At 64.0% G+C, this 24,179-nt stretch carries 24 protein-coding genes; 8 read left to right on the forward strand and 16 right to left on the reverse strand.

The window, feature by feature from the left end; all coding sequences use genetic code 11:
- Window position 1: 1 nt before the first annotated feature.
- From M5B96_RS27410 to M5B96_RS27425, 4 genes are all read right to left on the reverse strand, one after another.
- Window positions 2-4,573, reverse strand: a complete 4,572-nt coding sequence (locus M5B96_RS27410; RefSeq protein ID WP_248800096.1) for an alpha-2-macroglobulin family protein — start codon at window positions 4,571-4,573, stop codon at window positions 2-4.
- The gene (locus tag M5B96_RS27415) at window positions 4,570-5,211 is read right to left on the reverse strand and encodes a DUF1175 domain-containing protein (protein WP_248800097.1); all 642 of its coding nucleotides are present in this window, start codon (window positions 5,209-5,211) and stop codon (window positions 4,570-4,572) included. The genes M5B96_RS27410 and M5B96_RS27415 overlap by 4 nt, the downstream gene beginning before the upstream one ends.
- Window positions 5,212-5,396: 185 nt before the next feature.
- Window positions 5,397-7,121, reverse strand: a complete 1,725-nt coding sequence (locus M5B96_RS27420) for a DUF2138 domain-containing protein (protein WP_248800098.1) — start codon at window positions 7,119-7,121, stop codon at window positions 5,397-5,399.
- A gap of 35 nt (window positions 7,122-7,156) precedes the next feature.
- Window positions 7,157-7,948, reverse strand: coding sequence for a YfaP family protein (locus tag M5B96_RS27425; RefSeq protein WP_248800099.1), 792 nt, complete (start codon window positions 7,946-7,948; stop codon window positions 7,157-7,159).
- A gap of 745 nt (window positions 7,949-8,693) precedes the next feature.
- On the opposite strand from M5B96_RS27425, the gene M5B96_RS27430 reads away from it, so the two are divergent.
- The 3 genes from M5B96_RS27430 (at window position 8,694) to dxs (ending at window position 11,831) form a co-directional block, all read left to right on the forward strand.
- Window positions 8,694-8,936 (forward strand): exodeoxyribonuclease VII small subunit, encoded by a 243-nt coding sequence (locus M5B96_RS27430; protein ID WP_100944400.1) that lies wholly within the window; start codon window positions 8,694-8,696, stop codon window positions 8,934-8,936.
- On the forward strand, window positions 8,933-9,820 hold the full coding sequence (gene ispA / locus M5B96_RS27435) for a (2E,6E)-farnesyl diphosphate synthase (protein WP_248800100.1): 888 nt from the start codon (window positions 8,933-8,935) through the stop codon (window positions 9,818-9,820). Before M5B96_RS27430 ends, ispA begins: the two co-directional genes overlap by 4 nt.
- Window positions 9,821-9,932: 112 nt before the next feature.
- A complete protein-coding gene (gene dxs / locus M5B96_RS27440) occupies window positions 9,933-11,831 on the forward strand; it encodes a 1-deoxy-D-xylulose-5-phosphate synthase (protein ID WP_248800101.1) in 1,899 nt (632 codons plus the stop codon).
- 236 nt (window positions 11,832-12,067) lie between these two features.
- Here dxs and M5B96_RS27445 read toward each other — a convergent pair whose 3' ends face one another.
- From M5B96_RS27445 to nrdR, 11 genes are all read right to left on the reverse strand, one after another.
- On the reverse strand, window positions 12,068-12,487 hold the full coding sequence (locus tag M5B96_RS27445; protein ID WP_248800102.1) for an MFS transporter: 420 nt from the start codon (window positions 12,485-12,487) through the stop codon (window positions 12,068-12,070).
- Entirely contained in the window at window positions 12,484-13,101 is a 618-nt protein-coding gene (gene ribA / locus M5B96_RS27450; protein ID WP_177101683.1) for a GTP cyclohydrolase II, read from the reverse strand. Before ribA ends, M5B96_RS27445 begins: the two co-directional genes overlap by 4 nt.
- Before the next feature lie 99 nt (window positions 13,102-13,200).
- Window positions 13,201-13,983 (reverse strand): transporter substrate-binding domain-containing protein, encoded by a 783-nt coding sequence (locus M5B96_RS27455; RefSeq protein ID WP_248800103.1) that lies wholly within the window; start codon window positions 13,981-13,983, stop codon window positions 13,201-13,203.
- 10 nt (window positions 13,984-13,993) lie between these two features.
- A complete protein-coding gene (locus tag M5B96_RS27460; RefSeq protein ID WP_178130030.1) occupies window positions 13,994-14,497 on the reverse strand; it encodes a phosphatidylglycerophosphatase A in 504 nt (167 codons plus the stop codon).
- A complete protein-coding gene (gene thiL, locus M5B96_RS27465; protein ID WP_248800104.1) occupies window positions 14,494-15,459 on the reverse strand; it encodes a thiamine-phosphate kinase in 966 nt (321 codons plus the stop codon). The genes M5B96_RS27460 and thiL overlap by 4 nt, the downstream gene beginning before the upstream one ends.
- Window positions 15,460-15,477: 18 nt before the next feature.
- A complete protein-coding gene (gene nusB, locus M5B96_RS27470) occupies window positions 15,478-15,978 on the reverse strand; it encodes a transcription antitermination factor NusB (RefSeq protein ID WP_248800105.1) in 501 nt (166 codons plus the stop codon).
- Window positions 15,975-16,451 (reverse strand): 6,7-dimethyl-8-ribityllumazine synthase, encoded by a 477-nt coding sequence (gene ribE, locus M5B96_RS27475; RefSeq protein ID WP_248800106.1) that lies wholly within the window; start codon window positions 16,449-16,451, stop codon window positions 15,975-15,977. Before ribE ends, nusB begins: the two co-directional genes overlap by 4 nt.
- A gap of 91 nt (window positions 16,452-16,542) precedes the next feature.
- Window positions 16,543-17,634 carry a bifunctional 3,4-dihydroxy-2-butanone-4-phosphate synthase/GTP cyclohydrolase II gene (gene ribBA / locus M5B96_RS27480; protein WP_248800107.1) on the reverse strand — a complete coding sequence of 364 codons (1,092 nt, stop codon included), beginning with the start codon at window positions 17,632-17,634 and terminating at the stop codon, window positions 16,543-16,545.
- Between the two features lie 31 nt (window positions 17,635-17,665).
- Window positions 17,666-18,328: a riboflavin synthase gene (locus M5B96_RS27485; protein ID WP_248800108.1), complete on the reverse strand. Its 663-nt coding sequence runs from the start codon at window positions 18,326-18,328 to the stop codon at window positions 17,666-17,668.
- Window positions 18,329-18,373: 45 nt separating this feature from the next.
- Window positions 18,374-19,513, reverse strand: coding sequence for a bifunctional diaminohydroxyphosphoribosylaminopyrimidine deaminase/5-amino-6-(5-phosphoribosylamino)uracil reductase RibD (gene ribD / locus M5B96_RS27490; protein ID WP_248800109.1), 1,140 nt, complete (start codon window positions 19,511-19,513; stop codon window positions 18,374-18,376).
- Window positions 19,510-19,974 carry a transcriptional regulator NrdR gene (gene nrdR / locus M5B96_RS27495; RefSeq protein ID WP_164886258.1) on the reverse strand — a complete coding sequence of 155 codons (465 nt, stop codon included), beginning with the start codon at window positions 19,972-19,974 and terminating at the stop codon, window positions 19,510-19,512. Before nrdR ends, ribD begins: the two co-directional genes overlap by 4 nt.
- Window positions 19,975-20,115: 141 nt before the next feature.
- Here nrdR and M5B96_RS27500 point away from each other — a divergent pair, with 141 nt between their 5' ends.
- Genes M5B96_RS27500 through trxA form a run of 3 tightly spaced genes read left to right on the forward strand, consistent with a single transcriptional unit; the run spans window position 20,116 to window position 22,160 of the window.
- A complete protein-coding gene (locus tag M5B96_RS27500) occupies window positions 20,116-20,574 on the forward strand; it encodes a YbaY family lipoprotein (RefSeq protein WP_248800110.1) in 459 nt (152 codons plus the stop codon).
- Window positions 20,571-21,257 carry a class I SAM-dependent methyltransferase gene (locus M5B96_RS27505; RefSeq protein ID WP_248800111.1) on the forward strand — a complete coding sequence of 229 codons (687 nt, stop codon included), beginning with the start codon at window positions 20,571-20,573 and terminating at the stop codon, window positions 21,255-21,257. Before M5B96_RS27500 ends, M5B96_RS27505 begins: the two co-directional genes overlap by 4 nt.
- A 30-nt stretch (window positions 21,258-21,287) precedes the next feature.
- Window positions 21,288-22,160 carry a thioredoxin gene (gene trxA, locus M5B96_RS27510; RefSeq protein WP_248800112.1) on the forward strand — a complete coding sequence of 291 codons (873 nt, stop codon included), beginning with the start codon at window positions 21,288-21,290 and terminating at the stop codon, window positions 22,158-22,160.
- A gap of 96 nt (window positions 22,161-22,256) precedes the next feature.
- Here the strand turns inward: trxA and M5B96_RS27515 are convergent, their stop codons facing one another.
- Window positions 22,257-22,607 carry a hypothetical protein gene (locus M5B96_RS27515; protein ID WP_248800113.1) on the reverse strand — a complete coding sequence of 117 codons (351 nt, stop codon included), beginning with the start codon at window positions 22,605-22,607 and terminating at the stop codon, window positions 22,257-22,259.
- Between the two features lie 134 nt (window positions 22,608-22,741).
- Here M5B96_RS27515 and M5B96_RS27520 point away from each other — a divergent pair, with 134 nt between their 5' ends.
- Entirely contained in the window at window positions 22,742-23,353 is a 612-nt protein-coding gene (locus tag M5B96_RS27520) for a DUF2796 domain-containing protein (protein WP_248800114.1), read from the forward strand.
- Window positions 23,354-23,467: 114 nt separating this feature from the next.
- Entirely contained in the window at window positions 23,468-24,178 is a 711-nt protein-coding gene (locus M5B96_RS27525; protein ID WP_248800115.1) for an ABC transporter ATP-binding protein, read from the forward strand.
- Window position 24,179 lies beyond the last annotated feature (1 nt).

The raw sequence follows: 24,179 nt of genomic DNA on the forward strand, positions 1-24,179 counted from the left end.
GTTATTCGACTGTGATCTGCCCAAGCGCCGGCTTCTGCTCCTGGGCCTGGTGCTCTGGCGCATAGATCTGGCTGAAACGCGCCGGCGGCAACTTGAACTGGCCCTTCTGCGAGAAGCGGATCAGGTGGCGCAGGCGCACTTCACCGTTGAGGCTGTTGACCGGTACACCGTAAGCCATCTGCCCCGGTTCGAAATGCGCCTTCTCCAAAGGCGTGGCTTCAGCACCGGCCAGCCCGGCAAGGTTGACGCCCCAGGTGGTGCGCTCAACGTCCGCACCCGGCGGCAACGGCACTTCGAGCATGCCGTAGCGCAACGGTTTGGGGCTCTTGGTGCTGAGGATCACTTCGTCCAGGTAGAGGCTGTCGCTGGACAACGGCTTGTCGCCCACGGCCTTGAGGCTGAAGGTGTAGGCGTCGTCGCCCGGCACCAGTTCCAGCAAGCGACGCTTGATCTGCACCGGCAGGTCGTCCGGCACTTTCTGCTGGCTGAGGTAGCTCAGTTTGGCCCGCAATGGACGCTCCTGTGCACCGCTCACGGTCAGCACGCTCGGCACACCCGTGCCCTGCCATTGCCAGTAGTTTTCACCGGTCCCGCCCTGACGCGCTTGCCAGCCTTCGCCCGGGATCAGGGTGACCGTTTTCGGGGTCTGCTCGACGCTGCGTTGCAGCCAGGTCAGGGCCAGCGCACGTTCCAGGGTCGATTGCTGCGGCAACAGACGTTGCAACAGGTCCTGGGCCAGGTCGGCGTTGAACGGTTTGATCGACAGGTTCAAGGCGCTGGCGAACGGTTGCGAGCTGGCACCGAGGCGCTGTTCGGCCGCGGGCAGTTGCTTGCTGAACGCATCCGGCAAGGCGACTTTGCTCTGGCGGGCCAGGGCGGCGGTCAGCACTCGCGCACTGGCCAGGCCCAGGGCCGAATCCGGTGCGCTCATGATCACGCTGTCCTGGCCATCGTCCATCAGGTTGGCGTCGGCGCCCTCGCCGGCTTTCGCCAGTTCGTCCATCAGGCCGCTCAGCAGGGTGTTCACCGGCAGTTGCATGTCCTTGGCGAACGACAGTACCAGCGCCCGTTGCAGCAATGGCGTGACGGCGGCCTGTTTGCCGTAGACATCCAGCACCCGCTGCCAGTGATCCGGCGGCAGGCTGATGCCCAGCGCCTTGCTGGCGTGCCAGTCGGCGTAATAGGCGTAACCGGTCAGGAAAGCATCCGGAGTGACATCTTCACCCCACCAGGTGAACCAGGCATCCGGCCCGGCCATCGAGACCAGCCGCAGGCGGCTGTTCTGCATGATCAGACGCAGACGGTCGCGCACCTGGGCGTTGGCCGACAGCGCCGGGTAGGCGATGCTCAACGGCAGCAGCTGGCTGGCGGTCTGTTCAACGCCGCCATAGGGGTAGCTGAGCAGATCATCGAGGTTGGCGCGGAACAGCGCTTGCGGGCTGTCGTCGAGACGCAGGCGGATATCGCTGGCGTCCGCCGGCAGGCTCAGCGGGGTGTCGCCGCTGGCTACGCTGAGGTTCTGGCTTTGTGTCACTTGCCAGCCGTCACCCACTGCACTCAAGCGTACCGCCAGGGCATCCTGGGATTTGCCATCCTGTTGCAGCTCGGCGCTCCAGTCGCCACTGCTCAGCGGGGTCGCCGGCAGCGGGATGTAGTTGATGCCTTTGTTCAGCGACAGCGGCAGACGCTGTTCCTGACCGGCGTAGCGAATCACCAGTTCGGCCTTGACCGGCTTGTCGGCCTGGCTGAAAGCGAACAGGCCAAGCTTCGGTTGGTCGCCAGTGCGGAAGTGGGTCGGGCCGCTCCATTTCAGGTACAGCGGTTTGTCGGAACGGATGAACTGGTTCTTCTGCCCCACCTGCCCGGCATCGGCGATGGCCCGGGCGGTGATGCGCCAGCGGGTCAGGGAGTCCGGCATGCGGAAGGTGAAACGCACCTTGCCGTTGGCGTCGGTCACCAGCTCCGGCTGCCAGGCAGCGGTGTCGACGTCTTCACGGCGCGGCCGCTCCAGCACTTTCACCCCACGTTCGCTGCGGTTGGCCTTGCCCGGTGCGCCCGGGCTGCCCGGCAATGCCACGTCGTAGCTGATAAACGACAGGCTGGCGCTGGTGCGCACGTTGTTGCGCCGTGGGTGGTAGAAAAACTGGTCGATGCTCGGTGCCACTTCCGGTTGCAGCGCGTAGATCATTTCATCCACCACGCTGACGGTCAGGTGCGCCGGGATCGGCTTGCCGGCGAACTGGGTGGTCAGGTCCACCGAGACGGTGTCACCCGGTTGGTAGCTTTCTTTGTCGGTGGCGATGGCCACCTCGATCTGCGGCGTGGTGACCTTGAGGCCGGCGTTCTGGAAGCTGTATTCGCCGCCCTTGGTGTAGAGCACCGAGAAGGTCAGGTTGGGAGCGTAGTTGTCCTTCACCGGAATCCGCGCACGGTATTGCGTGTCGCTGATTTTTTCCAGGCGCAACCAATCGCCGCCCTTGGACAGTAATGCGGTAGCTTCGACCTTGTCGCGTTCCAGCGAGAGCAGCGCGTCGGTGACCGGCTCCGGGAAGGTGATCAGCGCCAGGGCTTCATCACCGGCCTGGTACTCGGGCTTGTCGAGGAGGATTTCCACGGTGCCGGGCACGGCTTTCACGCCATCGCCGGTCACCGAATGGCCAGTGGCGCCAAGGATGCGCTCGTGATCGTCCTTGAGCGACAGGTTGTAGGTGCCGGGACGGTCGAAGGTGACGCTGAAGCCTTTGTCGTTGGCCGCCAGCTTGCCGCCACCGGTGGACTGGTCTTCCAGGCGGACCCAGCTATAGGTGCTCGGCGTGCCGGCATTGGGCTGGGCAACAGTGGACTCGCTGGCATAGCCGAACGCGACCTTCTCGCCGGTCGCACTGAAGCGCTGCGGCGCCGACAGGCGATAGCGGGCCGCGCCACGCTCGATCAGGATTTCCTTGGTGGTCTTGACCCGATACGCCGCGCCATCGCTGGCAAACACGGTGAGCATGTAACGGCTCGGTTTTTCCGCCGCCGGCAGGTCAAGCACGGCCTGGCCCTTGTCGTCGGTGGTCAGTTCGGTGCTGGTCAGTTCCACCGGGAATTGCCCGAGGTATTGCAGCTCGTTGTCAACCATCGACAGTTGCTGGGCACGCAGGCTCAGTTGCACGCGGGCATCGGCCACCGGCTTGCCGTCCGGGTAAAGCAACAGCAATTTGCCCTTGATCGGCTCGCCAGTGCGGAAGTCCTGCTTGGCCAGGTCCATGGAAATTTCAAAGTGCGGCTTGATGTACTCGGCGACGCGGAAGGCGCTGCTGTAGGTCTGGTCGCGGTAGTTGAAACGCAGTTCGTAACCGCCGGCCACGGCGTTGTCCGGCAGTTGGAAACGGCCCTGGGTCCCGGACTTGGCGTCCAGGTTCAGGTCCAGGGTCTGCAAGGTGGTGCCGGTGGCATCCAGCACGCTGACGCGCACCGGGGCGGTGGTCGGGTTGACCGAGTCGCGGGCGTTCTTGAATTCGCGACCGACGATCTTCATCGACACCCAATCCCCCGGCCGGTACAACGGCCGGTCGGTGAAGGCGTAGAGCTTGGTGTCGTAGATTTCGCTGTCGTAATAGAAGTTCTCGGAGACGAAGACACCGCCCTCGTCGTCCTCGCCGATCATGAACGAGCGCTCCGGGCTGACGTGCTTGAGGCGCAGCAGGCCATCGGCATCGGTCTCGCCGCTGCTCATCACGCCCAGGCCGTCGGTCCACAGCACCTTGACCTTGGGCACCGAGCTGCCTTCATGCTTGCGTGCCGCCCAGACCAGCAGTTCGTCGCCGGCGATCTTGCTCACGGCCACGGTGTTGGAGACAAACACCACGGTGGTCGCGCGGTATTTGCCGATCAGCGCTTCCACCAGGTACAAACCCGGCTTGAGTTTGCCCAGCGGGATATAGACGTTACCGGGAGCAACGCTGATGAACTGGCTGGAGGAGCCGGCCAGGTCGACGCCCTTCGGCGGTTGGATCGGCTTGGCGTCCCACAGCGGGTAGCGGAACTGGCTGACCATTGGCAGGCCGGGCAGCGGCGCGTATTGCGGATGATTGTCGTACGGGGTCGGCGCAGCGATGGCCTGGCCCATTTTCAGTTCCGGTACTTCCTCGGTCACTTGCTTGCGCGACTCGTAGGAGAACGCCCGCTGCATCACGCGACGGGATTTGCGGTACCAGTTGTCCCACAGGTAGGCCAGGGTGTTGGACAGCCCTTCGCCCTTGAACTGGCCGTCGCTGACCACCCGGTGCAGGTTCTTCTGCCGCTTGAGGAATTCCAGCGGCTGGTCGATGCGGTACACGCGGATATCCGCACCGCCGTAAGGCTCCATGCGGAAACGCCGGTAGTCGCGGCCCGGCGCTTCGAGGCGGACCAGGGCCTGCTCGTCGCTGGCGAAGCTACTGTCGGCCAGCAGGAAGAAACTCTCGCCGGCCACCGGCGTGTAGTTGCTCGGCGGCACCGAGTCATCGGCGGCAGCGGCGACAACCGGCAGCAGCACGGCCAGGGCGAAAACCATTCGGGAAAACAGACGCTTCATGGGAGACCCGTTCATCGAGAGAGGAAGTTCAGCCGGTAGACGCCGATGAAGTTGGGGTTCGTTGCATCGGGTATCCATCGGGTGTCCTTCCATGTCATGAGTTGCTGCACGCTGGCGGAGCGCATGCCGTTATCGGTGGGGGTGGTGGTGCCGGTGTGATAGGCGATGTTGCGGCCCATCCAGATCATCAGGTGCTGGTCGTCGCCCTGGTCGAAGAACAGCAGGTCGCCGGGCCGCGCCTGGTTGAGGTCGCGGCTGACCAGTTGACTGTTGAACTGGATCAGCTTGATCGCATTGACGTAGGGCCCGACCTTGCCGCCGCCCTGTTGCCATTGCTGGGCCAGGTTGCGCTGGCCCTCGCTGAGGACCAGTTCGGGCGGCAGGTAGCGGTTGGACAGGCCATTGGCCCGCAACCATTTGTCGTCATGGGTTTTCAGCGCTTCGTTGGCGGCGAAACGCACCAGCCCGGCGCAGTCCTGCTGGTACCAGCGCGGGCTCGGGCCCTGGGTCAGTTGCTCCTGGGCGATACGCACGAACCAGGCGCGGAACACCTGCGATTGCTCGACGTCCAGGGGCGGTGTTTCCAGGGCGAACGCGGGCACGCTGAACAGCAGCGCCAGCACGCACAGGCCTTTCCGGGCACGCCCCCCCATTGTGGCGAGTGGGCTTGCCCACGCTGGGGTGCGCAGCAGCCCTGAAACCTGCAAGCGAGGTCGATCTGACGGAATGCGTTGGCCGGTTTTGCGACTGCTGCGCAGTCGAACGTGGGCAAGCCCACTCGCCACAGTGGTGCAGCGTTGCCATCCCGATAGCGCCGTGCCAATCGCGAACATAGGCGTCACATCGCGCGCCATTGCAGCGGCAACCACTGCCAGTGGCCGTCCGGCTCGCTGCCTTCCGGCAGGGTCAGGGCGTACTTGCCGAAACCGGCGAGCTTTTGCAGCTTGGGAATCAGGTGGGTCTGCGCGGCGTTGCGGAACACCGGCTCCATGTCCTGCGGCAGGCTGTCGAGGGTTTCCTGCTGCATCAGTTGCGCCAGGGAGTCCGGGCCGAGGTAGACCGGCATCAGCACGTCCTTGGGCAGCACGTCGGCCAGCGGCGGGAAGTGCTTGTCTAGGGTGCCAAGGGCCTTGTCCACCAGCTTGTCATCCAGGGAAAACAACAGGGTCGAACCGTGTCGCGCCAGGCTCACGCGGAAGAAGCCCTTGCCGGTGATGGCGTCGGGGTTCTCGGCTTCCTTGGCGGCGTACTGGCCAAAGGTCGAACTGACCTGGCGCTTCCATTGGTGAACGCTGTCTTTGTGCTGCTCGTCGATGGGGAACAGGCCGCCGTCGACATTGCTTTCCTTGCTCCCGACCATCGAGCCGAACAGCTTGCCCAGGTCGGCGTCGAGACTGTCATTGTCCTTGGTCAGGTTCGCCACCAGCAACGGTGTGTACAGGCGCGAGTCGGCGTACCAGCAAAGGCCGGCGGCACCGCTCATATGCTCGGTGAGTTTCTTCGCGGTGGCCTCGTCGGCCCCCAGTTTGACCAGCAGCGGTTGTTGCTGCTCGGCGGCCAACGGCAGCGCGACGCAGGCGCTGGCGCCCACCGGCATGGCTTGCCAGATCGGCTTGAAGTCGAAGTCGGCGGCTTTGTCCTGCTCATCCAGGGCGAGGAAGCTGTGCCAGCCCTTGTCGTCCATATCCAGGCGCAGGCCGGCGAAGTTGGGGATAAAGCGCTGGTAACCCATGGCCAGGACGCTGGACGCAATCGAGATGCGCTGCTTCACGACCGTTTCACGGGGCTTGAGACCGAAGGCTTCGGGGAACAGTTTGTCGCCGTTGAGCAACGCCGCCAGGGCCTGGGTCGAGACCTCGCCCGGGGACAATTCGCTGTCGTCGCTGGTTTGCTCATAGAGCCGCTCCGGATTGGACAGCACCACCAGCTTGTCGCCACGGGAGGCGAACAACAGGGCTTTGCTGGCGTTGTAGGCCAGGCGATAGAGCGGCACGCTGTCACCGGCGACTTTCACTTCGCCGACCTTGGTCAGTTGGGTGTCGTCCAGCGCGACATGGGCCAGGGGTTCGAGCAGCTTGGCCAGGCCGCCGCGGTCCATCACCAGCAGGAAGTCCTTGAGCCGACCGTCGGCACCACGCCACAGGGCGATATCCGCCGGCTGGTCGAAGAGTTGCTCGATCAGGTTGTCCTGCAGCTTGAGGTCATGCTCGTAGATGATCCGCCGCAGGCTGCCGATCAGGCCGAGACGATCACCGTGGGTTTCGTAATAGAAGACGAAATCCTCGGTCAGGGTGTCGCGCAGGAACGGCACGCTGAGCAGGTCCTTGGGCAACTGGCTCAGCGAGGCGGTTTCCAGCAGCGCGTCCGGGCGGCTCACGCCGAGTTTTTCCAGGGCCAGCTCCGGCGCCGGGGCGGCCGGCTTGTGGTGGAAAAACCAGCCCAGGCCGCCGGCCACCGTAGCGGCCACGCATAGCCCGAGCACAAGGCCCAGCCAACGGCGCGAGCCGGCAGGTTGAGGGGCAGCCGGTACAGCGGCGTCCGGGGAAGCTGTGTTATCGCTCATGTTCGCAAAGCCCATTCATCCGTGGAGCGGGATGTTCAATAGTTGAAGGTCTTGACCAGCAGCAGGTCGCCGATGGCACGCAGGGGCACGGTGAAGCTCTCGCGCTTTTCATCGACGGTGTTTTCGTTGAGCACCAGGTTGATCTGCGAGGTGATGACCTCGTTCTGGTTGGCGCGCTCGGTAAAGTTATAGCCGTCGCTGGCGCTGTAGTTGCCCCAGTAGTTCACATAAATCAGGTAGGTGCCGTGCAGCGGCGCGGTCATGGTGAACATTTCCGGGCCGGGGCCGTCGACGCCGTCCGGGTCGAGGCCGCCGCCGTTGGTCAACGCCGGATGGGCGTAGAAGGCGTGCTGGCCGTCGGGGGTGATGATGTGCAGGTCGAGTTCGGCCTTGGGGTCGTCCCAGCCGAGGACCACGCGGATACGCGCCGGGGTGATCTGCTTGTTGGCTTCGTAGAACTGCACGCGCTTGAGCGACTTGCCCGTGGAACTGCGCACTTCGACGCTGTTGGAGCCGGCGCCGAAGGCATAGGGCCGGACGAAGCGGCCGGCGTCGTCGGTGTAGAGATTCAGCGGGTTGCCGTTGACCGACAGGATATGCGGCTCACGCGGCCCGGAGGGCGGATTGATCCGGCCTTCGATGGGCGTGCGGCTGCGCTGGATACCACGGTCGATGGGCGGCGTGGGGTAGGCCACCTGCGGCGCATCCTTGCGGTCGAGAAGACCAGCATAACGCCAGCCGCCGGTCGGTTCCCGAAGCTCGGCCGAGGGCTCGGCCCAGGCGGTCGTGGCCCAGAGGGCGATCAGGATGGGAAAAAACCGGCGCATCAACAGCCTCCTTGCCATGCATCATAGAAACCCTGCGCAAGATCCACAGCGCACTCCCGACACGGTATCGGTCAGAGAAGACCTGTCGATGACAGGTAGGGGAAGCGGCAGAGGTTAGCGATTCGAAGGTTGTTAGACAATGGAGACAAAGCGGTATTTGTGAGGTGGCTCAGCAAATAAATCAGGTTCCTCGTGTGAACCCCGGAAAGCCTTGTAAAACAAGGCAAAAGGCCACTATCCAAACAGTGTTTTCCGATCGACTTGCAGTTTTCATATCGACGAGAAACAGATACACGATGCCCCTTACAAAACAACCGGAGTCGCCGGCCGAAGCTTGGCGAAATCACTCTCGGACAAACCGACCTTTGTCCGAACCTCGACAGCGGCGATCAATGTCGCCCTGGTGACCCGCGCCGCGTTAACTCGACTTCATATGCAGAACCGAGACCGGCAAGTCCTTCTGGAATTGCTCCAGTTCATCATTCATCGAAGAGTTCCTCCTTCAATTGCTTCAGGAACACGGCAGGTAGGTTGTCAAATTTTGACTTGAATACAGCAATGCCGTATCCACAAACAATCATGGGTATGTATCGCACTGTCACGATCACGACAGTGATCATCCCGAGAGCGTGAAAACGATCCACTATTCTGTTCAGGACAAAGCGAGTGGTAGCCCCTCGCATTTGCCCCGAAACCCGCTGTCTGCTAGTGTCGCGCCCGTTCAACGCCTACCGAGATCGCCGCCATGGCCCGCAAAAAAGCTTCCCTGGACTTCGAGCAATCCCTTGCCGACCTGCAAACCCTGGTCGAACGCCTGGAGAACGGCGAATTGTCGTTGGAAGACTCGCTGACCGCCTTTGAACAAGGCATCCGCCTGACCCGCGACTGCCAGGGTGCCCTGGCCCAGGCCGAGCAGAAGGTGCAGATCCTCCTCGAACGCGACGGCGAACTGGCCGAAGAACCCTTCGACGCGGAACAAGCAGAATGATCAAAGCCTATCAGGCCAGCAGCCAGGCCCGGGTCAACGCCGCACTCGACACCCTGTTCAGCGCCCCCAGCGCCGAACTCGCCCGCCTCTATGAAGCCATGCGCTACAGCGTGATGAACGGCGGCAAGCGCGTGCGTCCACTGCTCGCCTACGCCGCCTGCGAAGCCCTCGGCGGCAAGCCGGAACAGGCCAACGGCGCGGCCTGCGCGGTGGAACTGATCCATGCCTACTCGCTGGTCCACGACGACCTGCCGGCCATGGACGACGACGACCTGCGTCGCGGCCAGCCGACCACCCACAAGGCGTTCGACGAAGCCTGTGCGATCCTCGCCGGTGACGGCCTGCAAAGCCTGGCCTTCAGCGCCCTGCTCGACCCGAATCTGAGCGAGCTGAACGCCGATATCCGCCTGAGCATGGTCACCACCCTGGCCCAGGCCGCAGGCCCGGCCGGCATGGTCGGCGGCCAGGCCATCGACCTCGGTGCCGTGGGCCTCAAGCTCGACCAGAAGGCCCTGGAATACATGCACCGGCACAAGACCGGCGCGCTGATCGAAGCCAGCGTCAAGCTCGGCGCCCTGGCCAGCGGCCAGGCGCAAAAGGACGAACTGCGCTCGCTGCAGGCCTACGCCCAGGCCATCGGCCTGGCTTTCCAGGTGCAGGACGATATCCTCGACGTGGAAAGCGACACCGCCACCCTCGGCAAGCGCCAGGGTGCCGATATCGCCCGCGACAAACCGACCTACCCGGCCCTGCTCGGCCTGGACGCGGCCAAGGCCTACGCCCTGGAACTGCGCGACCAGGCGCTGCACGCCCTGCGACCGTTTGACGCGTGTGCCGAACCGTTGCGCGACCTAGCCCGTTATATCGTCGAACGGCGCAGCTGAGCCAAACGCCGCGCCCAAGGCCGCATATCGGCCAACTTCGACGCTCCGCGTGGGCAGCGTGCGATGCATCAGGTAAACTGCCGCCTCTTCTATACCTATAACGATTCGCCTGATGCCCACGACGTTCCATGAGATTCCCCGCAAGCGCCCGACCACGCCCCTGCTGGACCGTGCCGACACGCCGGCCGGCCTGCGCCGGTTAGGTGAAGCCGAGCTGGAAACCCTGGCCGATGAACTGCGCCAGGAGTTGCTCTATTCGGTCGGCCAGACCGGCGGGCACTTCGGTGCCGGCCTTGGCGTGATCGAACTGACCATCGCGTTGCACTATGTCTTCGACACCCCGGACGACCGGCTGGTGTGGGACGTGGGCCATCAGGCGTATCCGCACAAGATCCTCACCGGTCGTCGCGAGCGCATGCACACCCTGCGTCAGAAAGGTGGCCTGGCGGCTTTCCCGCGCCGTTCGGAGAGCGAATACGACACCTTTGGCGTCGGTCACTCGAGCACCTCCATCAGCGCCGCCCTGGGCATGGCCATCGCCGCCCGCCTGCAGAACAGCGATCGCAAGGCGATTGCCGTTATCGGTGACGGCGCGCTGACCGCCGGCATGGCCTTCGAGGCGCTGAACCACGCGCCGGAAGTCGACGCCAACATGCTGGTGATCCTCAACGACAACGACATGTCGATTTCGCGCAATGTCGGCGGCCTGTCCAACTACCTGGCGAAGATTCTCTCCAGCCGCACCTACGCGAGCATGCGCGAAGGCAGCAAGAAAGTGCTGTCGCGCCTGCCCGGGGCCTGGGAAATCGCCCGGCGTACCGAAGAATACGCCAAGGGCATGCTGGTCCCCGGCACCCTGTTCGAAGAGCTGGGCTGGAACTATATCGGCCCGATCGACGGTCATGACCTGCCGACCCTGATCGCCACCCTGCGCAATATGCGCGACCTCAAGGGCCCGCAGTTCCTGCATGTGGTGACCAAGAAGGGCAAGGGCTTCGCCCCGGCGGAAGTCGACCCGATCGGCTACCACGCGATCACCAAGCTCGAACCCCTGGACGCCCCGGCCGCCGCGCCGAAGAAGGCCAGTGGACCGAAATACTCCGGTGTGTTCGGCGAATGGCTGTGCGACATGGCCGCCGCCGATTCGCGCCTGGTGGGCATTACTCCGGCGATGAAGGAAGGCTCGGACCTGGTGGCCTTCAGCGAGCGTTTCCCGCTGCGCTACTTCGACGTCGCGATTGCCGAACAACACGCGGTGACCTTCGCCGCCGGCATGGCCTGCGAAGGCGCCAAGCCGGTGGTGGCGATCTACTCGACCTTCCTGCAACGCGGTTATGACCAGTTGGTGCATGACGTCGCGGTGCAGAACCTCGACGTACTGTTCGCCATCGACCGCGCCGGCCTGGTGGGCGAAGACGGCCCGACCCATGCCGGCAGTTTTGACCTGTCGTACCTGCGTTGCATCCCCGGCATGCTGGTGATGACCCCGAGCGACGAGAACGAACTGCGCAAGATGCTGACCACCGGGCATTTGTACAACGGTCCGGCGGCGGTGCGTTATCCACGCGGTACCGGGCCGAATGCGACCATCGAGAAGAATCTGGAACCGATCGAGATCGGCAAGGGCGTGGTTCGCCGCCGGGGCAGCAAGGTCGCCCTGCTGGTGTTTGGCGTGCAGTTGAGCGAGGCATTGATCGTCGCCGAGAAGCTTGATGCGAGCGTGGTCGACATGCGTTTCGTCAAACCGCTGGATGAAGCCCTGGTACGCGAGATTGCCGGCAGCCATGAGCTGCTGGTGACCATCGAGGAAAACGCCATCATGGGCGGCGCCGGGGCGGCGGTCAGCGAGTTCCTGGCGCGTGACAACCTGCTCAAGCCGATCCTGCACCTGGGTCTGCCGGATGTGTACGTCGAACACGCGAAGCCGGCGCAGATGCTGGCGGAGTGCGGGTTGGATGTGGCGGGGATCGAAGCGTCGGTGACCGGGCGGATGAAGCTGCTGGGATTGTAAGCCCCTTGCGCCCTCCTGGAGCGCAGCGACTTGTGGCGAGCGGGCTTGCCCGCGCTGGGGCGCGAAGCGCCCCTAAAATCGGCAGCCTCATTGTGTCAAATGGAAGGTAATCACAGGTTTTACGACTGCTGCACAGCCGAGCGCGGCGCTCCGACAAGCCCGCTCGCCACAAAACCCAGTACAGCTCAGGATCGTCTTTGACCTAGCACCCTTCCAAGCCAAAGGGATAGTGTCGATCAGCCCAGCTGTCGCGGAATGCGGTACAGGTAGAACAGCACCACCGTGGACAGCACCAGCAGCATCAATGGCACCGCCTCCAACCCGACGAACACCGCCAGGGTGCCGATCCAGGTCGGTAACGCCGCCACCACCAGGGCCTTGCGCCGCACATTTGCCAGCTCGATCCAGGCCGCCGGTTCTTCCGGACTGTCCAGCGCCGCCTGGGTCGCGATCAGCGAGCGCTTGTAAGCCCCGAAAAAGCGCAGGCTGACAAACATCGAAGCCACCCCGGCAATGAAAAACGGCATCGCCAGCACCGGCAACAACGGCTCGGTCTGGCCGAAAAACCAGTTGGCGACAAACAGCGGCAATACACTCAGCACCAACTGCTTCCACCAGCCCAGCGACAGCCGACGCTTCACCTGGCCGCGGGTCACGCCGGGTCCGCCTCGCTCTGGTGCTCGTTGCCCATCATATGGCCGAGCTTGCCAGCCTTGGTCGCCAGATAGAGTTTGTTGTGCGGGTTCTGTCCGGTTTGCAGCGGCACGCGCTCGGCCACGGTGATGCCCATCTCGGTCAAGGCCTTGACCTTGCGCGGGTTGTTGGTCATCAGGCGCAGCGACTTGATGCCCAGGTGTTCGAGCATCGGCCGGCAGATGGAATAGTCACGCTGGTCGGCGGCAAAGCCCAGGCGCTCGTTGGCCTCGACCGTGTCGGCACCGCCATCCTGCAATTCATAGGCGCGGATCTTGTTCATCAGGCCAATGCCGCGCCCTTCCTGGCGCAAGTACAGCAAGACGCCGCGACCTTCGAGGGCAATCGCCCGCAGGGCCGCCTCCAGCTGCGAGCCGCAGTCGCAGCGCTGGCTGAACAAGGCATCGCCGGTCAGGCATTCGGAATGCACACGGCCAAGAACCGGTGCGCCATCCGCCACATCCCCCAGGGTCAGCACGACGTGTTCACGGCCGGTGGCTTCTTCGAGAAAGCCATTCATGGTGAAGGTCGCAAAAGGGGTTGGCAGTTTGGAAGCGGCGACGAAAACGACGGGCACCGTGTGCTCCTGATCAGTATGAGGACTGGAAATTCGCAGAGGTCGCATTGTAACAGTAGGTTCCTACAGACGCTTAGGCTGAATTATCCATGATAACTATCAATAGGTTTGATTCGTCGGCACCGGCAGCGGCATGGCGTCAAACGGATAAGGCTGTTTCCAGTGTTTGAAAATGGCCCGGAGCTCACCACTTTTGACCAGTTCCTCCATGCGCTGGTCGTACAGGGCCATCAGTGAACGCCCCCGCGCATTGTTGGCGAACCCCAGGTACAGCGGCAGGTCGAGCAAATGGCTGCGCTGGAACATTTCCGGGTGCGCGGCATGACCTTGCACCTCACTCACCTCGGACAACGCATCGATGTAGTAATCAGCGCGACCATGGGCCAGCATCGACAACACGCCGTCGCGCCGCGCGATTTCGTTGTAGTGGCGGATATTGGGCAGGTAATCCTGGTATTTGTAGCCGCGCATCCAGGCCAGGCGATAGATACCCAGGGTTTCCAGGGTCGGCTGCGGATTGCTGGCCAGCCCCAGGGCATAGAGATGATCGACATCGAAATGCCAGCGCGGATACAGCGCACCCGCCACCTCATTGCGATAAGCCGCCACCCAGGCGTCCGCTTCCCCGCGCTGCACCAGCCCGATCGCCCGGACGTAGGGCTCGGTGCTGATCAGCACCTTGACGCCCTTGGGCTCGAAGATCTCGCGCATGACATCCCAGGCCATGCCGCGACCGTCGGCGCCGGTGTAGTCGACCCATTCCTCGCTGGCGAGGTGGATCAGCCCAGGCGCGGAAGTTTCTTCGCGCGCCTGAACGACATTGCCTACAACGCCACCCGCCCACAGACAGAGCAGCACGACCCACAACCTACAGCCAGACATGCCTGAGTCCTCAGGTAAAGAGGTGCACCAGCCCTTGCATGGCCAGCCAGGCGAACACCCCGGCGAGCACGTCGTCGAGCATGATGCCGACGCCGCCGTGGACATGCCGGTCGATCCAGCGGATCGGCCAGGGCTTGAGGATGTCGAAAAAGCGGAACAACGCAAAACCCGCCAGCAACCAGTACCAACCGTCCGGCACCAGCCAGAGGGTGATCCACATCCCGACCATCTCGTCCCAGACGATGCCCTCGTGGTCGTGTACCCGCAGATCGTTGGCGACCTTGCCGCACAGCCAGAAGCCGAACAGCATGGTGACGCCAAGCATCAGCCAGTAACCCCAGTCGGGCAACATCTGCCATAACGGTATAAAGGGTAGCGCAACCAGCGAACCCCAGGTGCCCGGAGCCTTGGGCAAGGTCCCGGAACCGAAGCCGAAGGCCAGGAAATGCCAGGGATTGCGCCAGACCGACGGCGGCACGAACTCGGCCGGGACCTGCTTGGGATGATCTGTCACGGTGTCTCCGGAAAATGTTGGTAACCCCGGCGCGCCGGCGTGATGTCGCGGCCGGAGCTGTCCAGCAGGACCACGCCCTGCCCGCCCAGTACCTGGCCGATCACCCGTACCGCTGGGTACGCGGCCAGTAACCCGGGCCACTCGTCGGCTGGCAGGGTAAAGGCCAGTACGTAGTCATCGCCACCACTGAGGGCCGCCTCCTGGGCGCCGTCCTGACCGAGAAAGGCCTGCAACGCCGACGACAACGGCAGCGCGTCGCGCTCCACCTGCAATCTGACGGAGGATGCCGCCGCGATATGCCCGCAATCTGCCAATAGTCCGTCGGAAATATCCAGCGCCGAGGTCGCCTTGTTGCGCAAGTACTGCCCCAGTGCCAATTGCGGCTTGGGCGACCAGTAGTGCTCCAGCAGCGGCTCGGCAATCGCCGGCGCCGCCGTACGCTGCCCCAGCACCAGCGGCAAGGCGCCCGCGGCATTGCCCAGCTCGCCGCCGACACACAGCAGGTCGCCGATTTGCGCGCCGCCGCGGGTCAGCGCCTGGCCCGTGGGCACCCGGCCGAACACCGTCAGCGTCAGGCACAACGGCCCACGAGTGGTGTCGCCGCCCACCAGGCGCAAGTCGCAATGTTGCGCCATCAGGTTCAAGCCACGGGCAAAGGCCTGCAACCAGTTGGCGTCGTTGTGCGGCAGGGTCAGGGCGAGGGTAAAGGCCAGGGGCATCGCGCCCATGGCGGCCAGGTCGCTGGCGGCAACAGCCAGCGTGCGCTGGCCGAGCAGAAAAGGGTCGCAGGGGTCGACGAAGTGCACACCGGCCACCAGGGTGTCGGTGGAAATCGCCAGTTGTTCCCCTGCGGGGACGCTCAGCAGCGCGCAGTCATCGCCGATGCCCAGGGCAACACCCTCGCCGCCCTGCGCACAGGGCGCGGCGGCGAAGAAGTTGCGGATCAGCTCGAACTCGCCCATGCACAGGTCAAGCGCGGATCAGCGCTTGAACGCCTTCACTTCAGCTTCACGCAGGCGCGGTGCCAGCTTGTCGAGCACACCGTTGACGAACTTGTGACCGTCGGTGGAACCGTAGACCTTGGCCAGTTCGATGCCTTCGTTGATCACCACGCGGTACGGCACGTCGACGCGCTTGAGCAGTTCCCAGGTGGACAGGCGCAATACCGCCAGTTCAACCGGGTCCAGCTCTTCGATCTCGATGTCCAGGCACGGCTTGAGCACGGTGTCGATTTCGCTCTTGAACTGTGGCACGCCGTGGAGGATTTCACGGAAGTAGGCGCCGTCGACATCGCTGAAATCGTTGTCGACCCGGAACTGCGCCTCGATCTCGTTCAGCGACTGCTTGGCCATGTGCCACTGGTACAGGGCCTGGGTCGCGAGCTGACGGGCTTCGCGACGCTTGACGCTCTTGGAGGGCTTGCCAGCGCCTTCAGGCTTCGGCTCGCGCGGGTTGAAACGATCGCTTTCGTCGCTAATCACACAGCCTCCAATTGCGCCAGCAAGCTGACCATTTCCAGGGCGGAAAGGGCGGCTTCGGCGCCTTTGTTGCCGGCCTTGGTGCCGGAACGTTCGATGGCTTGTTCAATGGAGTCGACGGTCAGCACGCCGAAGGCCACTGGCACGCCGAATTCCATGGAGACCTGGGCCAGGCCTTTGGTGCATTCGCCGGCCACGTATTCGAAGTGCGGCGTACCGCCACGAATGACCGCGCCGAGGGCGATGATCGCCGAGAAGTCGCCTTTCTGCGCGACTTTCTGCGCGACCAGCGGGATTTCGAAGGCGCCAGGTGCGCGGATGAGGGTGATGTCGCTTTCGCTGACACCGTGGCGAACCAGGGCGTCAACTGCGCCGCTCACCAGGCTTTCGACAACGAAGCTGTTGAAGCGGCCGACCACCAGGGCGTAACGGCCTTTGGGGGCGATGAAGGTACCTTCGATGGTCTTCAGGGTCATTCGACAATTCTCTTAAAGAGCCGGGGCGCGCCTAGTACGCGCCCCTCAGGGATATTTGAACCGCGAATCAAGGGCCGCGAGCAGCCAGTCTTTATTCGGAGGGCACGTATTCTACTACTTCCAGGTCGAAACCGGATATCGCATTGAACTTCATCGGCGCACTCATCAGGCGCATTTTGCGTACGCCCAGGTCGCGCAGGATCTGCGAACCGGCACCGACGATGCTGTAGGTGGTCGGTTTTTTCGCCGGCACCTGCTCGGCGGTCTCGCGGATATGCGCCAGCAGCACGTCGCCATCCAGCGGGTGCCCGAGCAGCAGCACCACGCCGCTGCCGGCCTCGGCCACCGCGGCCATGGCGGCGCGCAGGCTCCAGCGCCCCGGTTGCTTGACCATCAGCAGGTCGCGCAACGGGTCCATGTTGTGCACCCGCACCAGCGTCGGTTCTTCGGCGCAGAAGCTGCCCAGGGTCAACGCCATGTGCACGTCGCCTTCCACCGAATCACGATAGGTCACCAGGGTGAAATGCCCCAGTTCGCTGTCCAGCGGCTGCTCGGCAATCCGCTGAACGGTACGTTCGTGGATCATCCGGTAGTGGATCAGGTCGGCGATGGTGCCGATCTTGATGTTGTGTTCGGCGGCGAAGGTTTCCAGTTCGGCGCGACGGGACATGGTGCCGTCGTCGTTCATCACTTCGCAGATCACCCCGCTCGGCTCGAAACCGGCCATGCGCGCCAGGTCGCAGGCCGCTTCGGTGTGGCCGGCACGGGCCAGGGTACCGCCGGGCTGGGCCATCAGCGGGAAGATGTGACCGGGACTGACGATGTCTTCGGCCTTGGCGTCCTTGGCCGCCGCCGCTTGCACGGTGCGGGCGCGGTCGGCGGCGGAAATGCCGGTGGTCACCCCTTCGCTGGCCTCGATCGATACGGTGAACTTGGTGCCGAAACCGGAACCGTTGCGCGGCGCCATCAGCGGCAGCTTGAGCAGTTCGCAGCGCTCGCGGCTCATCGGCATGCAGATCAGGCCACGGGCGTGCTTGGCCATGAAGTTGATGTGTTCGGCCTTGCAGCATTCGGCGGCCATGATCAGGTCGCCTTCGTTCTCGCGGTCTTCGTCATCCATGAGGATGACCATCTTGCCCTGGCGAATGTCTTCGACCAGTTCTTCAATCGTATTGAGCGCCACGCGGCACCCCCCTTCTTTCAAAATTTGAGTGTCAGGATTTGAGGTAGCCGTTGGCGGCCAGGAAACTTTCGGTAATGCCGCCGCTCGACGGCTCCGCGGCCTTGTCGCCCAGCAGCAGGCGCTCCAGGTAACGGGCCAGCAGGTCGACTTCGAGGTTGACCTGACGACCAGGACGGTAGTCGGCCATGATGGTTTCGGCCAGGGTGTGCGGGACGATGGTCAGTTCGAACTCCGCGCCGTTCACCGCGTTTACCGTCAGGCTGGTGCCGTCGACGGTGATCGAACCCTTGTGGGCGATGTACTTGGCCAGCTCTTTCGGTGCGCGGATACGGAACTGGATGGCCCGGGCGTTTTCTTCCCGGGCAACCACTTCGCCGACACCGTCGACATGGCCGCTGACCAGGTGCCCGCCGAGACGGGTGGTCGGGGTCAGGGCTTTTTCCAGGTTGACCCGGCTGCCGGCTTTCAACTGGCTGAAGGCGGTGCAGTCCAGGGTTTCGCGGCTGACGTCGGCCCAGAAGCCGTCGCCCGGCAGTTCGACGGCGGTCAGGCAGACGCCGTTCACCGCGATGCTGTCGCCGAGCTTGACGTCGGCCAGGTCCAGCTTGCCGGTTTCCACGTAGACGCGGACATCGCCGCCCTTGGGATTGAGGGCACGGATACTGCCGATGGATTCGATAATGCCGGTAAACATGAAGTCCTCCTCGAGAACAGGCCCGCGCGTGGCGCAAGCCAAAAATTATACGCCGGGAGCCGGGTCAGGTATTGCGGTGACTCGCCAGTCACTGCCGACTGCGCGCATTTCGGTGATTTTCAGCCGGGGCGCCTGGTCCATCCGCTCCAGTGGCCAGTCCAACAATGGACGCGCCGTGGAGCCGAGAAACTGACCGGCGACAAACAATTGGTATTCGTCCACCAGGCCTTGCCGGGCAAAGGCGCCCGCCAGGCGTGGGCCGGCCTCCACCAGCACCTCGTTGACGCCACGGGCGGCCAGTTCGGTCAGCAGGCGGCGCAGGTCGACGTGACCTTCGGCACCGGGCACCTCCAGCAATTCATGGCCCTGGGCCTGATAGCGTTCGGTGGCGCCTGGGACACAGGTCACCACCAGCGCCGGGGCCGCCATGAAGAAAGCGGCATCCAGCGGTACCCGCAGGCGCCCGTCGATCAGCACCCGCAGGGGCGGACGGCGTTCGGCCAGGGCCGTCAGCTCCGGATCGAGGCCCAGCTCGGCGGGGCGCACGGTCATCCGCGCATTGTCCGCCAGCACGCTGTCGGCACCGGTCAGCACCACGCTGGCCTGGGCCCGCAGGCGCTGCACGGCGGAACGCGCCTGCGGTCCGGTAATCCACTGGCTTTCGCCGCTGGCCATGGCCGTGCGCCCGTCCAGGCTCATCGCCAACTTGACCCGCACAAACGGCACGCCATGCTCCATGCGTTTGAGGAAGCCCTGGTTCAGCGCCCGCGCCTCACCTTCGAGCACACCGCTGTGTACGGCGATGCCGGCATCGGCCAGACGCTTGAGGCCGCGCCCGGCGACTTCCGGGTTGGGGTCCTGCATGGCCGCGACCACCCGCGCCACGCCGGCCTTGACCAGGGCGTCGGCGCACGGTGGCGTACGGCCAAAGTGGCTGCACGGCTCGAGAGTCACGTAGGCCGTGGCGCCACGGGCGTTTTCACCCGCCTCGCGCAAGGCATGCACCTCGGCATGCGGTTCGCCGGCGCGCACGTGCCAGCCTTCGCCGACCACCGCGCCGGCCTGCACGATCACGCAACCGACCCGTGGGTTCGGGTGGGTCGAGTAGCGGCCCTTGCGGGCCAGCTCCAGGGCACGGGCCATGTAGTGGGCGTCGAGGACGGCCTGCTCGGTCGAATGGCTCATTCTTTGGCGGGCTCGCGGGCGAGGCGGTCGATCTCTTCGCGGAACTCATTGAGGTCCTGGAAGCGGCGATAGACCGAAGCGAAACGGATATAGGCGACTTCATCGAGTTTCTGCAACTCGGCCATCACCAGTTCACCGACGACCAGCGACTTGACCTCGCGCTCGCCGGTGGCCCGCAGCTTGTGCTTGATGTGCACCAGCGCGGCCTCCAGGCGTTCGACACTGACCGGGCGCTTTTCCAGCGCCCGCTGCATGCCGGCGCGGAGTTTGTCTTCGTCGAAGGGTTGGCGGCTGCCATCCTGTTTGATCAGGCGTGGCAGGACCAGTTCGGCGGTCTCGAAGGTGGTAAAACGTTCACCGCAGGCCAGGCATTCGCGCCGGCGGCGCACCTGTTCGCCCTCGGCGACCAGACGCGAGTCGATGACTTTGGTGTCGTTGGCACCGCAGAAGGGACAGTGCATGGTGGCAGGCAACAAAAAATGGGAGGGCCATGGTAGCGCATCCCCGTGGCAAGACAAGCCATAGGGTTTGCGGTATACAGTCGCCCGACTACCTTTTATACAGATAGATGCAGCGTATTTCGCCTTGGGTTGGAGCCGTTCATGTCAGTACGACCGCTTGTTTTGCTCAGTCTCGCCGGCCTGTTGGCCGCTTGTGGCAGCCCGCCACCCAAACCGGCCCCGGCGGTCCCGGTCCAGCAGCAGACAAGCAAACCAGTCAATCCCTATGAAGCACTCGGCCCGCTGCCCAGTTTTCAACGTGAATTGAGCGGCACCTTGCAAGGTGTGCCCGCGGGCGCGGAAGTGGAGCTGGCGTTGCTGGTGATCGATGAACGCGGCCGCCCACAGCAGTTGCTGGCCAGCAGCAAGATCCGAGGTACCGGCCAGGTGCTGCCCTTCCAGTTGCGCTTCAATCCGGAGGTGTTCCCGCTGGGCAGCCGGGTAGAGCTGCGCGGACGGGCCAGCCAGTCCGGGCAATTGATCCTGCACCTGCCGTCGCGAACCATCACCGAGCCGACCACCCAGGCCCTCGGCCAGTTGCAATTCTTCAGCGCGCCATGAGGACACCGGCGGACCTGCAATGCGCCTTGGGCGAGTTGCTCGGCGATGCGCAACTGGTGGCCTGTGAATTGCCGGGAACCGCGTTGCAGTTGTGGCTGATCGACGCGCACAACATGGATCGCGCCTTTACCCCGGAAGAAACCCGGCGAATCCTGCATGAGCCGCCTTATTGGAGTTTCTGCTGGGCCAGCGGCCTGGCCATGGCCCGCTACCTGGCGCAAAACCCGCACTGGGTGGCGGGCAAGCGGGTGCTGGATTTCGGTGCCGGTTCCGGCGTGGCGGCGATTGCCGCCGCCCGGGCCGGAGCACTGGAAGTGGTGGCCTGCGACCTCGACCCGCTGGCGCTGGCGGCCTGTCGGGCGAATGCCGCGCTCAACGGGGTGGAGCTGAATTACAGCGCGGACTTTTTCGCCGAGGGCGATCGCTTCGACCTGATCCTGGTGGCGGATGTGCTGTATGACCGGGAGAACCTGCCATTGCTCGATCAATTTCTCAGCCGCGGCCAGGAGGCCCTGGTGGCGGATTCGCGGGTGCGGGATTTCCGCCATCCGTTGTATCGCCGCCTGGAAATGCTCGAGGCCTTCACCCTGCCGGACCTGGCGGAGCCGGAGGAGTTTCGCCATGTCAGTCTCTACCACGCCCGGCGTCAGCATGCTTTCGGCCATCCCGCGCAGGCTTTATAGTGGCTCCATTCCCTGTTTTCCGAGATTCCGATGACTCAGCCCGCCCCCTACATCTTCGACGCCACCACCGCTGATTTCGACCAATCGGTGATCGAGAACTCGTTCCACAAGCCGGTGCTGGTGGACTTCTGGGCCGAGTGGTGCGCGCCCTGCAAGGCCTTGATGCCGATGCTGCAACAGATCGCCGAGAGCTACCAGGGTGAACTGCTGCTGGCCAAGGTCGACTGCGATGCCGAACAGGACATCGTCGCCCGCTTCGGCATTCGCAGCCTGCCCACCGTGGTGCTGTTCAAGGACGGCCAGCCGGTGGACGGTTTCGCCGGTGCCCAGCCGGAATCGGCGGTGCGCAAAATGCTCGAACCGCATGTACAGATGCCACCGCCGGCGGCGGCCGACCCGCTCGAACAGGCCGAGGCGCTGTTCAGCGAAGGCCGGATCGGTGATGCCGAAGCTGTCCTCAAGGAACTGCTGGGCGAAGACAACAGCAATGCCAAGGCACTGATTCTTTATGGCCGTTGCCTGGCCGAGCGTGGAGAGTTGGGCGAAGCCCAGGCGGTGCTGGACGCGGTGAAGAGCGACGAGCACAAGGCCGCGCTGGCGGGTGCCAAGGCGCAGCTGACTTTCTTGCGCCAAGCTGCGGACCTGCCGGAGGTCGCCGATTTGAAGGCGCGCCTGGCGCAAAACCCGCAGGATGACGAAGCGGCCTATCAGCTGGCGGTACAACAACTGTCGCGCCAGCAGTACGAGGCGGCGCTGGACGGTTTGCTCAAGCTGTTCATCCGTAATCGCGGCTACAGCGAAGGCTTGCCCCACAAGACCTTGCTGCAGGTGTTCGATCTGCTGGGCAACGACCATCCGCTGGTGACCACCTACCGTCGCCGGTTGTTCGCTGCGTTGTACTGACCTTGTGGGAGCTGGTTTTATCTGTGAAGAGGCCCGTGAGGCCACCAAGAGCTTTGCGGGCAAGCTCCGCTCCCACATTCAAAGAATGTTCCGCCCTCAGGCCTCGACCCAGCTGTAAAGCGGCGAATCCGTCCCGCTCAGCACCTTGATCTCGCTGCAATGGCGCAAGCGCACCAACAAGCGCTTGGCCGCCGCCGTGCTCCCGGCCAACCCTTCCAACTGTCCCAGCAACTGCGGTCCATCAATCTGCCCGGCCTGGCGCACCAGATCCCTGGCCGTCTGCCACAAGGCATCATCCTGGCTCACCGGACGCGCCACCAGCGCAACATCCGCATCGGCCGGCACGCTCACCTGCAACTGCGCCCCCAGCCGCGCCCAGTCGCCCTCATCCAGTTCCACCGTCAAATCCACCGGCCATTGGCCGACAGTGCCTCGAATTCGCACCATGCTGCCCTCCTCGCTATGCAAGGGACCATGCTCCCACGCGCCACCCAAGACGCCAAGTCAGTGGTCGCACAAAGCATAAAATGTTATAAGATCACATAACAAAATACCCTTGTTACCGTTCCTGGAGAAACGCCATGCGCCACCTGCTGCTCGCCCTGCCTTTTGCCTTGCTCCCGCTGGTTGCCGCCCAGGCTCATGAAGCCCACGAACATGGCAGCCTCGGTGCCCACGAGCACGGCGTTGGCCGGCTGAACGCGGCACTCGACGGGCAGACCCTGGAACTGGAACTGCAAAGTCCGGCGATGAACCTGGTGGGCTTCGAGCACCCGGCGACCAGCGATGCCGACAAGGCCAAGGTCACCGCCGTGCGCGCCTTGCTGGACAAACCGCTGGAGCTGTTCAACCTGCCGAAGGCCGCCGGTTGCGTGGTGGCCAACCAGGAACTGCAAAGCCCGCTGTTCGGCGACCCGGCGCCTGAAGAGGCCGATGACGATGATGACGACGATCACGCCTCGCAAGCCGCCACCGGCACCCAGCCCGCCGTGGCCGAGCATCATCACGACCACAGCGAAATCCACGCCCATTACCAATTCACCTGCGCCACTCCGGCCGCGCTGAAGACCCTGGACCTGGGCCAGGTGTTCAAGACTTTCCCGGCGACTCACAAGATCCAGGTGCAGTTGATTTCCGGCAGTGGCCAACAAGGGGTTGACGCCACGCCAGAGGCTGCCACCCTGAAGTTCTGATCCACCCCAATCCTTGTAGGAATGGCGCTTGTCTGTGGGAGCGGAGCTTGCCCGCTCCCACAGACAGATAAACACCCATCCCACCAAGAGCCCATCACCTGTGAATCGGCCTTTATGACCCAAGCACTTATCGAACTGTCCGACCTGGGCTTCAACTGGCCCGGTCATCCGCAGTTGCTGGATATCCCGGTGTTCCGCCTGGAACCGGGCGAAACTCTGTTCCTCAAAGGCCCCAGCGGCAGCGGCAAGACCACCTTGCTCGGCCTGCTCGGCGGCGTGCAGAAACCCAGCCGCGGCAGCATCCGCCTGCTCGGCCAGGAACTCACCGAGCTGGGTGCCGGCGCCCGCGACCGTTTTCGCGTCGACCACACCGGCTATATTTTCCAGCAGTTCAACCTGTTGCCGTTTCTCTCGGTGCGCGAGAACGTCGAGCTGCCTTGCCACTTTTCCAAGCTGCGCGCCAGCCGCGCGATCCAGCGCCACGGCAGCGCCGACCAGGCCGCCGCGACCCTGCTCGCGCACCTCGGCCTGAGCGATCCGGCCCTGCTGGAACGGCGTGCCGACTCGCTGTCCATCGGCCAGCAACAACGGGTTGCCGCTGCCCGCGCCTTGATCGGCCAGCCGGAGTTGGTAATCGCCGACGAACCGACTTCAGCGCTGGACTACGATGCCCGCGAAGCCTTTATCCGACTGCTGTTCGCCGAATGTCGCGAAGCCGGCTCGAGCCTGCTGTTCGTCAGCCATGACCAGAGCCTGGCACCGCTGTTCGACCGTCACCTGTCGCTGTCCGAATTGAATCGCGCGGCCACGCCCGCGGAGGTCTGAG

Origin of the sequence: Pseudomonas sp. MWU13-2105, from assembly GCF_023242315.1 — a bacterium.
Classification (GTDB): Bacteria; Pseudomonadota; Gammaproteobacteria; order Pseudomonadales; family Pseudomonadaceae; genus Aquipseudomonas.

Coding starts and splice junctions, on each gene's coding strand:
- M5B96_RS27420 (WP_248800098.1), bottom strand. CDS start 7,121: ATGAGCGATAACACAGCTTCCCCGGACGCCGCTGTACCGGCTGCCCCT.
- M5B96_RS27425 (WP_248800099.1), bottom strand. CDS start 7,948: ATGCGCCGGTTTTTTCCCATCCTGATCGCCCTCTGGGCCACGACCGCC.
- trxA (WP_248800112.1), top strand. CDS start 21,288: ATGACTCAGCCCGCCCCCTACATCTTCGACGCCACCACCGCTGATTTC.
- M5B96_RS27500 (WP_248800110.1), top strand. CDS start 20,116: ATGTCAGTACGACCGCTTGTTTTGCTCAGTCTCGCCGGCCTGTTGGCC.
- M5B96_RS27410 (WP_248800096.1), bottom strand. CDS start 4,573: ATGAACGGGTCTCCCATGAAGCGTCTGTTTTCCCGAATGGTTTTCGCC.
- M5B96_RS27415 (WP_248800097.1), bottom strand. CDS start 5,211: ATGGGGGGGCGTGCCCGGAAAGGCCTGTGCGTGCTGGCGCTGCTGTTC.
- M5B96_RS27430 (WP_100944400.1), top strand. CDS start 8,694: ATGGCCCGCAAAAAAGCTTCCCTGGACTTCGAGCAATCCCTTGCCGAC.
- M5B96_RS27505 (WP_248800111.1), top strand. CDS start 20,571: ATGAGGACACCGGCGGACCTGCAATGCGCCTTGGGCGAGTTGCTCGGC.
- M5B96_RS27515 (WP_248800113.1), bottom strand. CDS start 22,607: ATGGTGCGAATTCGAGGCACTGTCGGCCAATGGCCGGTGGATTTGACG.
- M5B96_RS27520 (WP_248800114.1), top strand. CDS start 22,742: ATGCGCCACCTGCTGCTCGCCCTGCCTTTTGCCTTGCTCCCGCTGGTT.
- M5B96_RS27485 (WP_248800108.1), bottom strand. CDS start 18,328: ATGTTTACCGGCATTATCGAATCCATCGGCAGTATCCGTGCCCTCAAT.
- M5B96_RS27455 (WP_248800103.1), bottom strand. CDS start 13,983: ATGTCTGGCTGTAGGTTGTGGGTCGTGCTGCTCTGTCTGTGGGCGGGT.
- ribD (WP_248800109.1), bottom strand. CDS start 19,513: ATGAGCCATTCGACCGAGCAGGCCGTCCTCGACGCCCACTACATGGCC.
- nrdR (WP_164886258.1), bottom strand. CDS start 19,974: ATGCACTGTCCCTTCTGCGGTGCCAACGACACCAAAGTCATCGACTCG.
- ispA (WP_248800100.1), top strand. CDS start 8,933: ATGATCAAAGCCTATCAGGCCAGCAGCCAGGCCCGGGTCAACGCCGCA.
- dxs (WP_248800101.1), top strand. CDS start 9,933: ATGCCCACGACGTTCCATGAGATTCCCCGCAAGCGCCCGACCACGCCC.
- ribE (WP_248800106.1), bottom strand. CDS start 16,451: ATGACCCTGAAGACCATCGAAGGTACCTTCATCGCCCCCAAAGGCCGT.
- thiL (WP_248800104.1), bottom strand. CDS start 15,459: ATGGGCGAGTTCGAGCTGATCCGCAACTTCTTCGCCGCCGCGCCCTGT.
- M5B96_RS27525 (WP_248800115.1), top strand. CDS start 23,468: ATGACCCAAGCACTTATCGAACTGTCCGACCTGGGCTTCAACTGGCCC.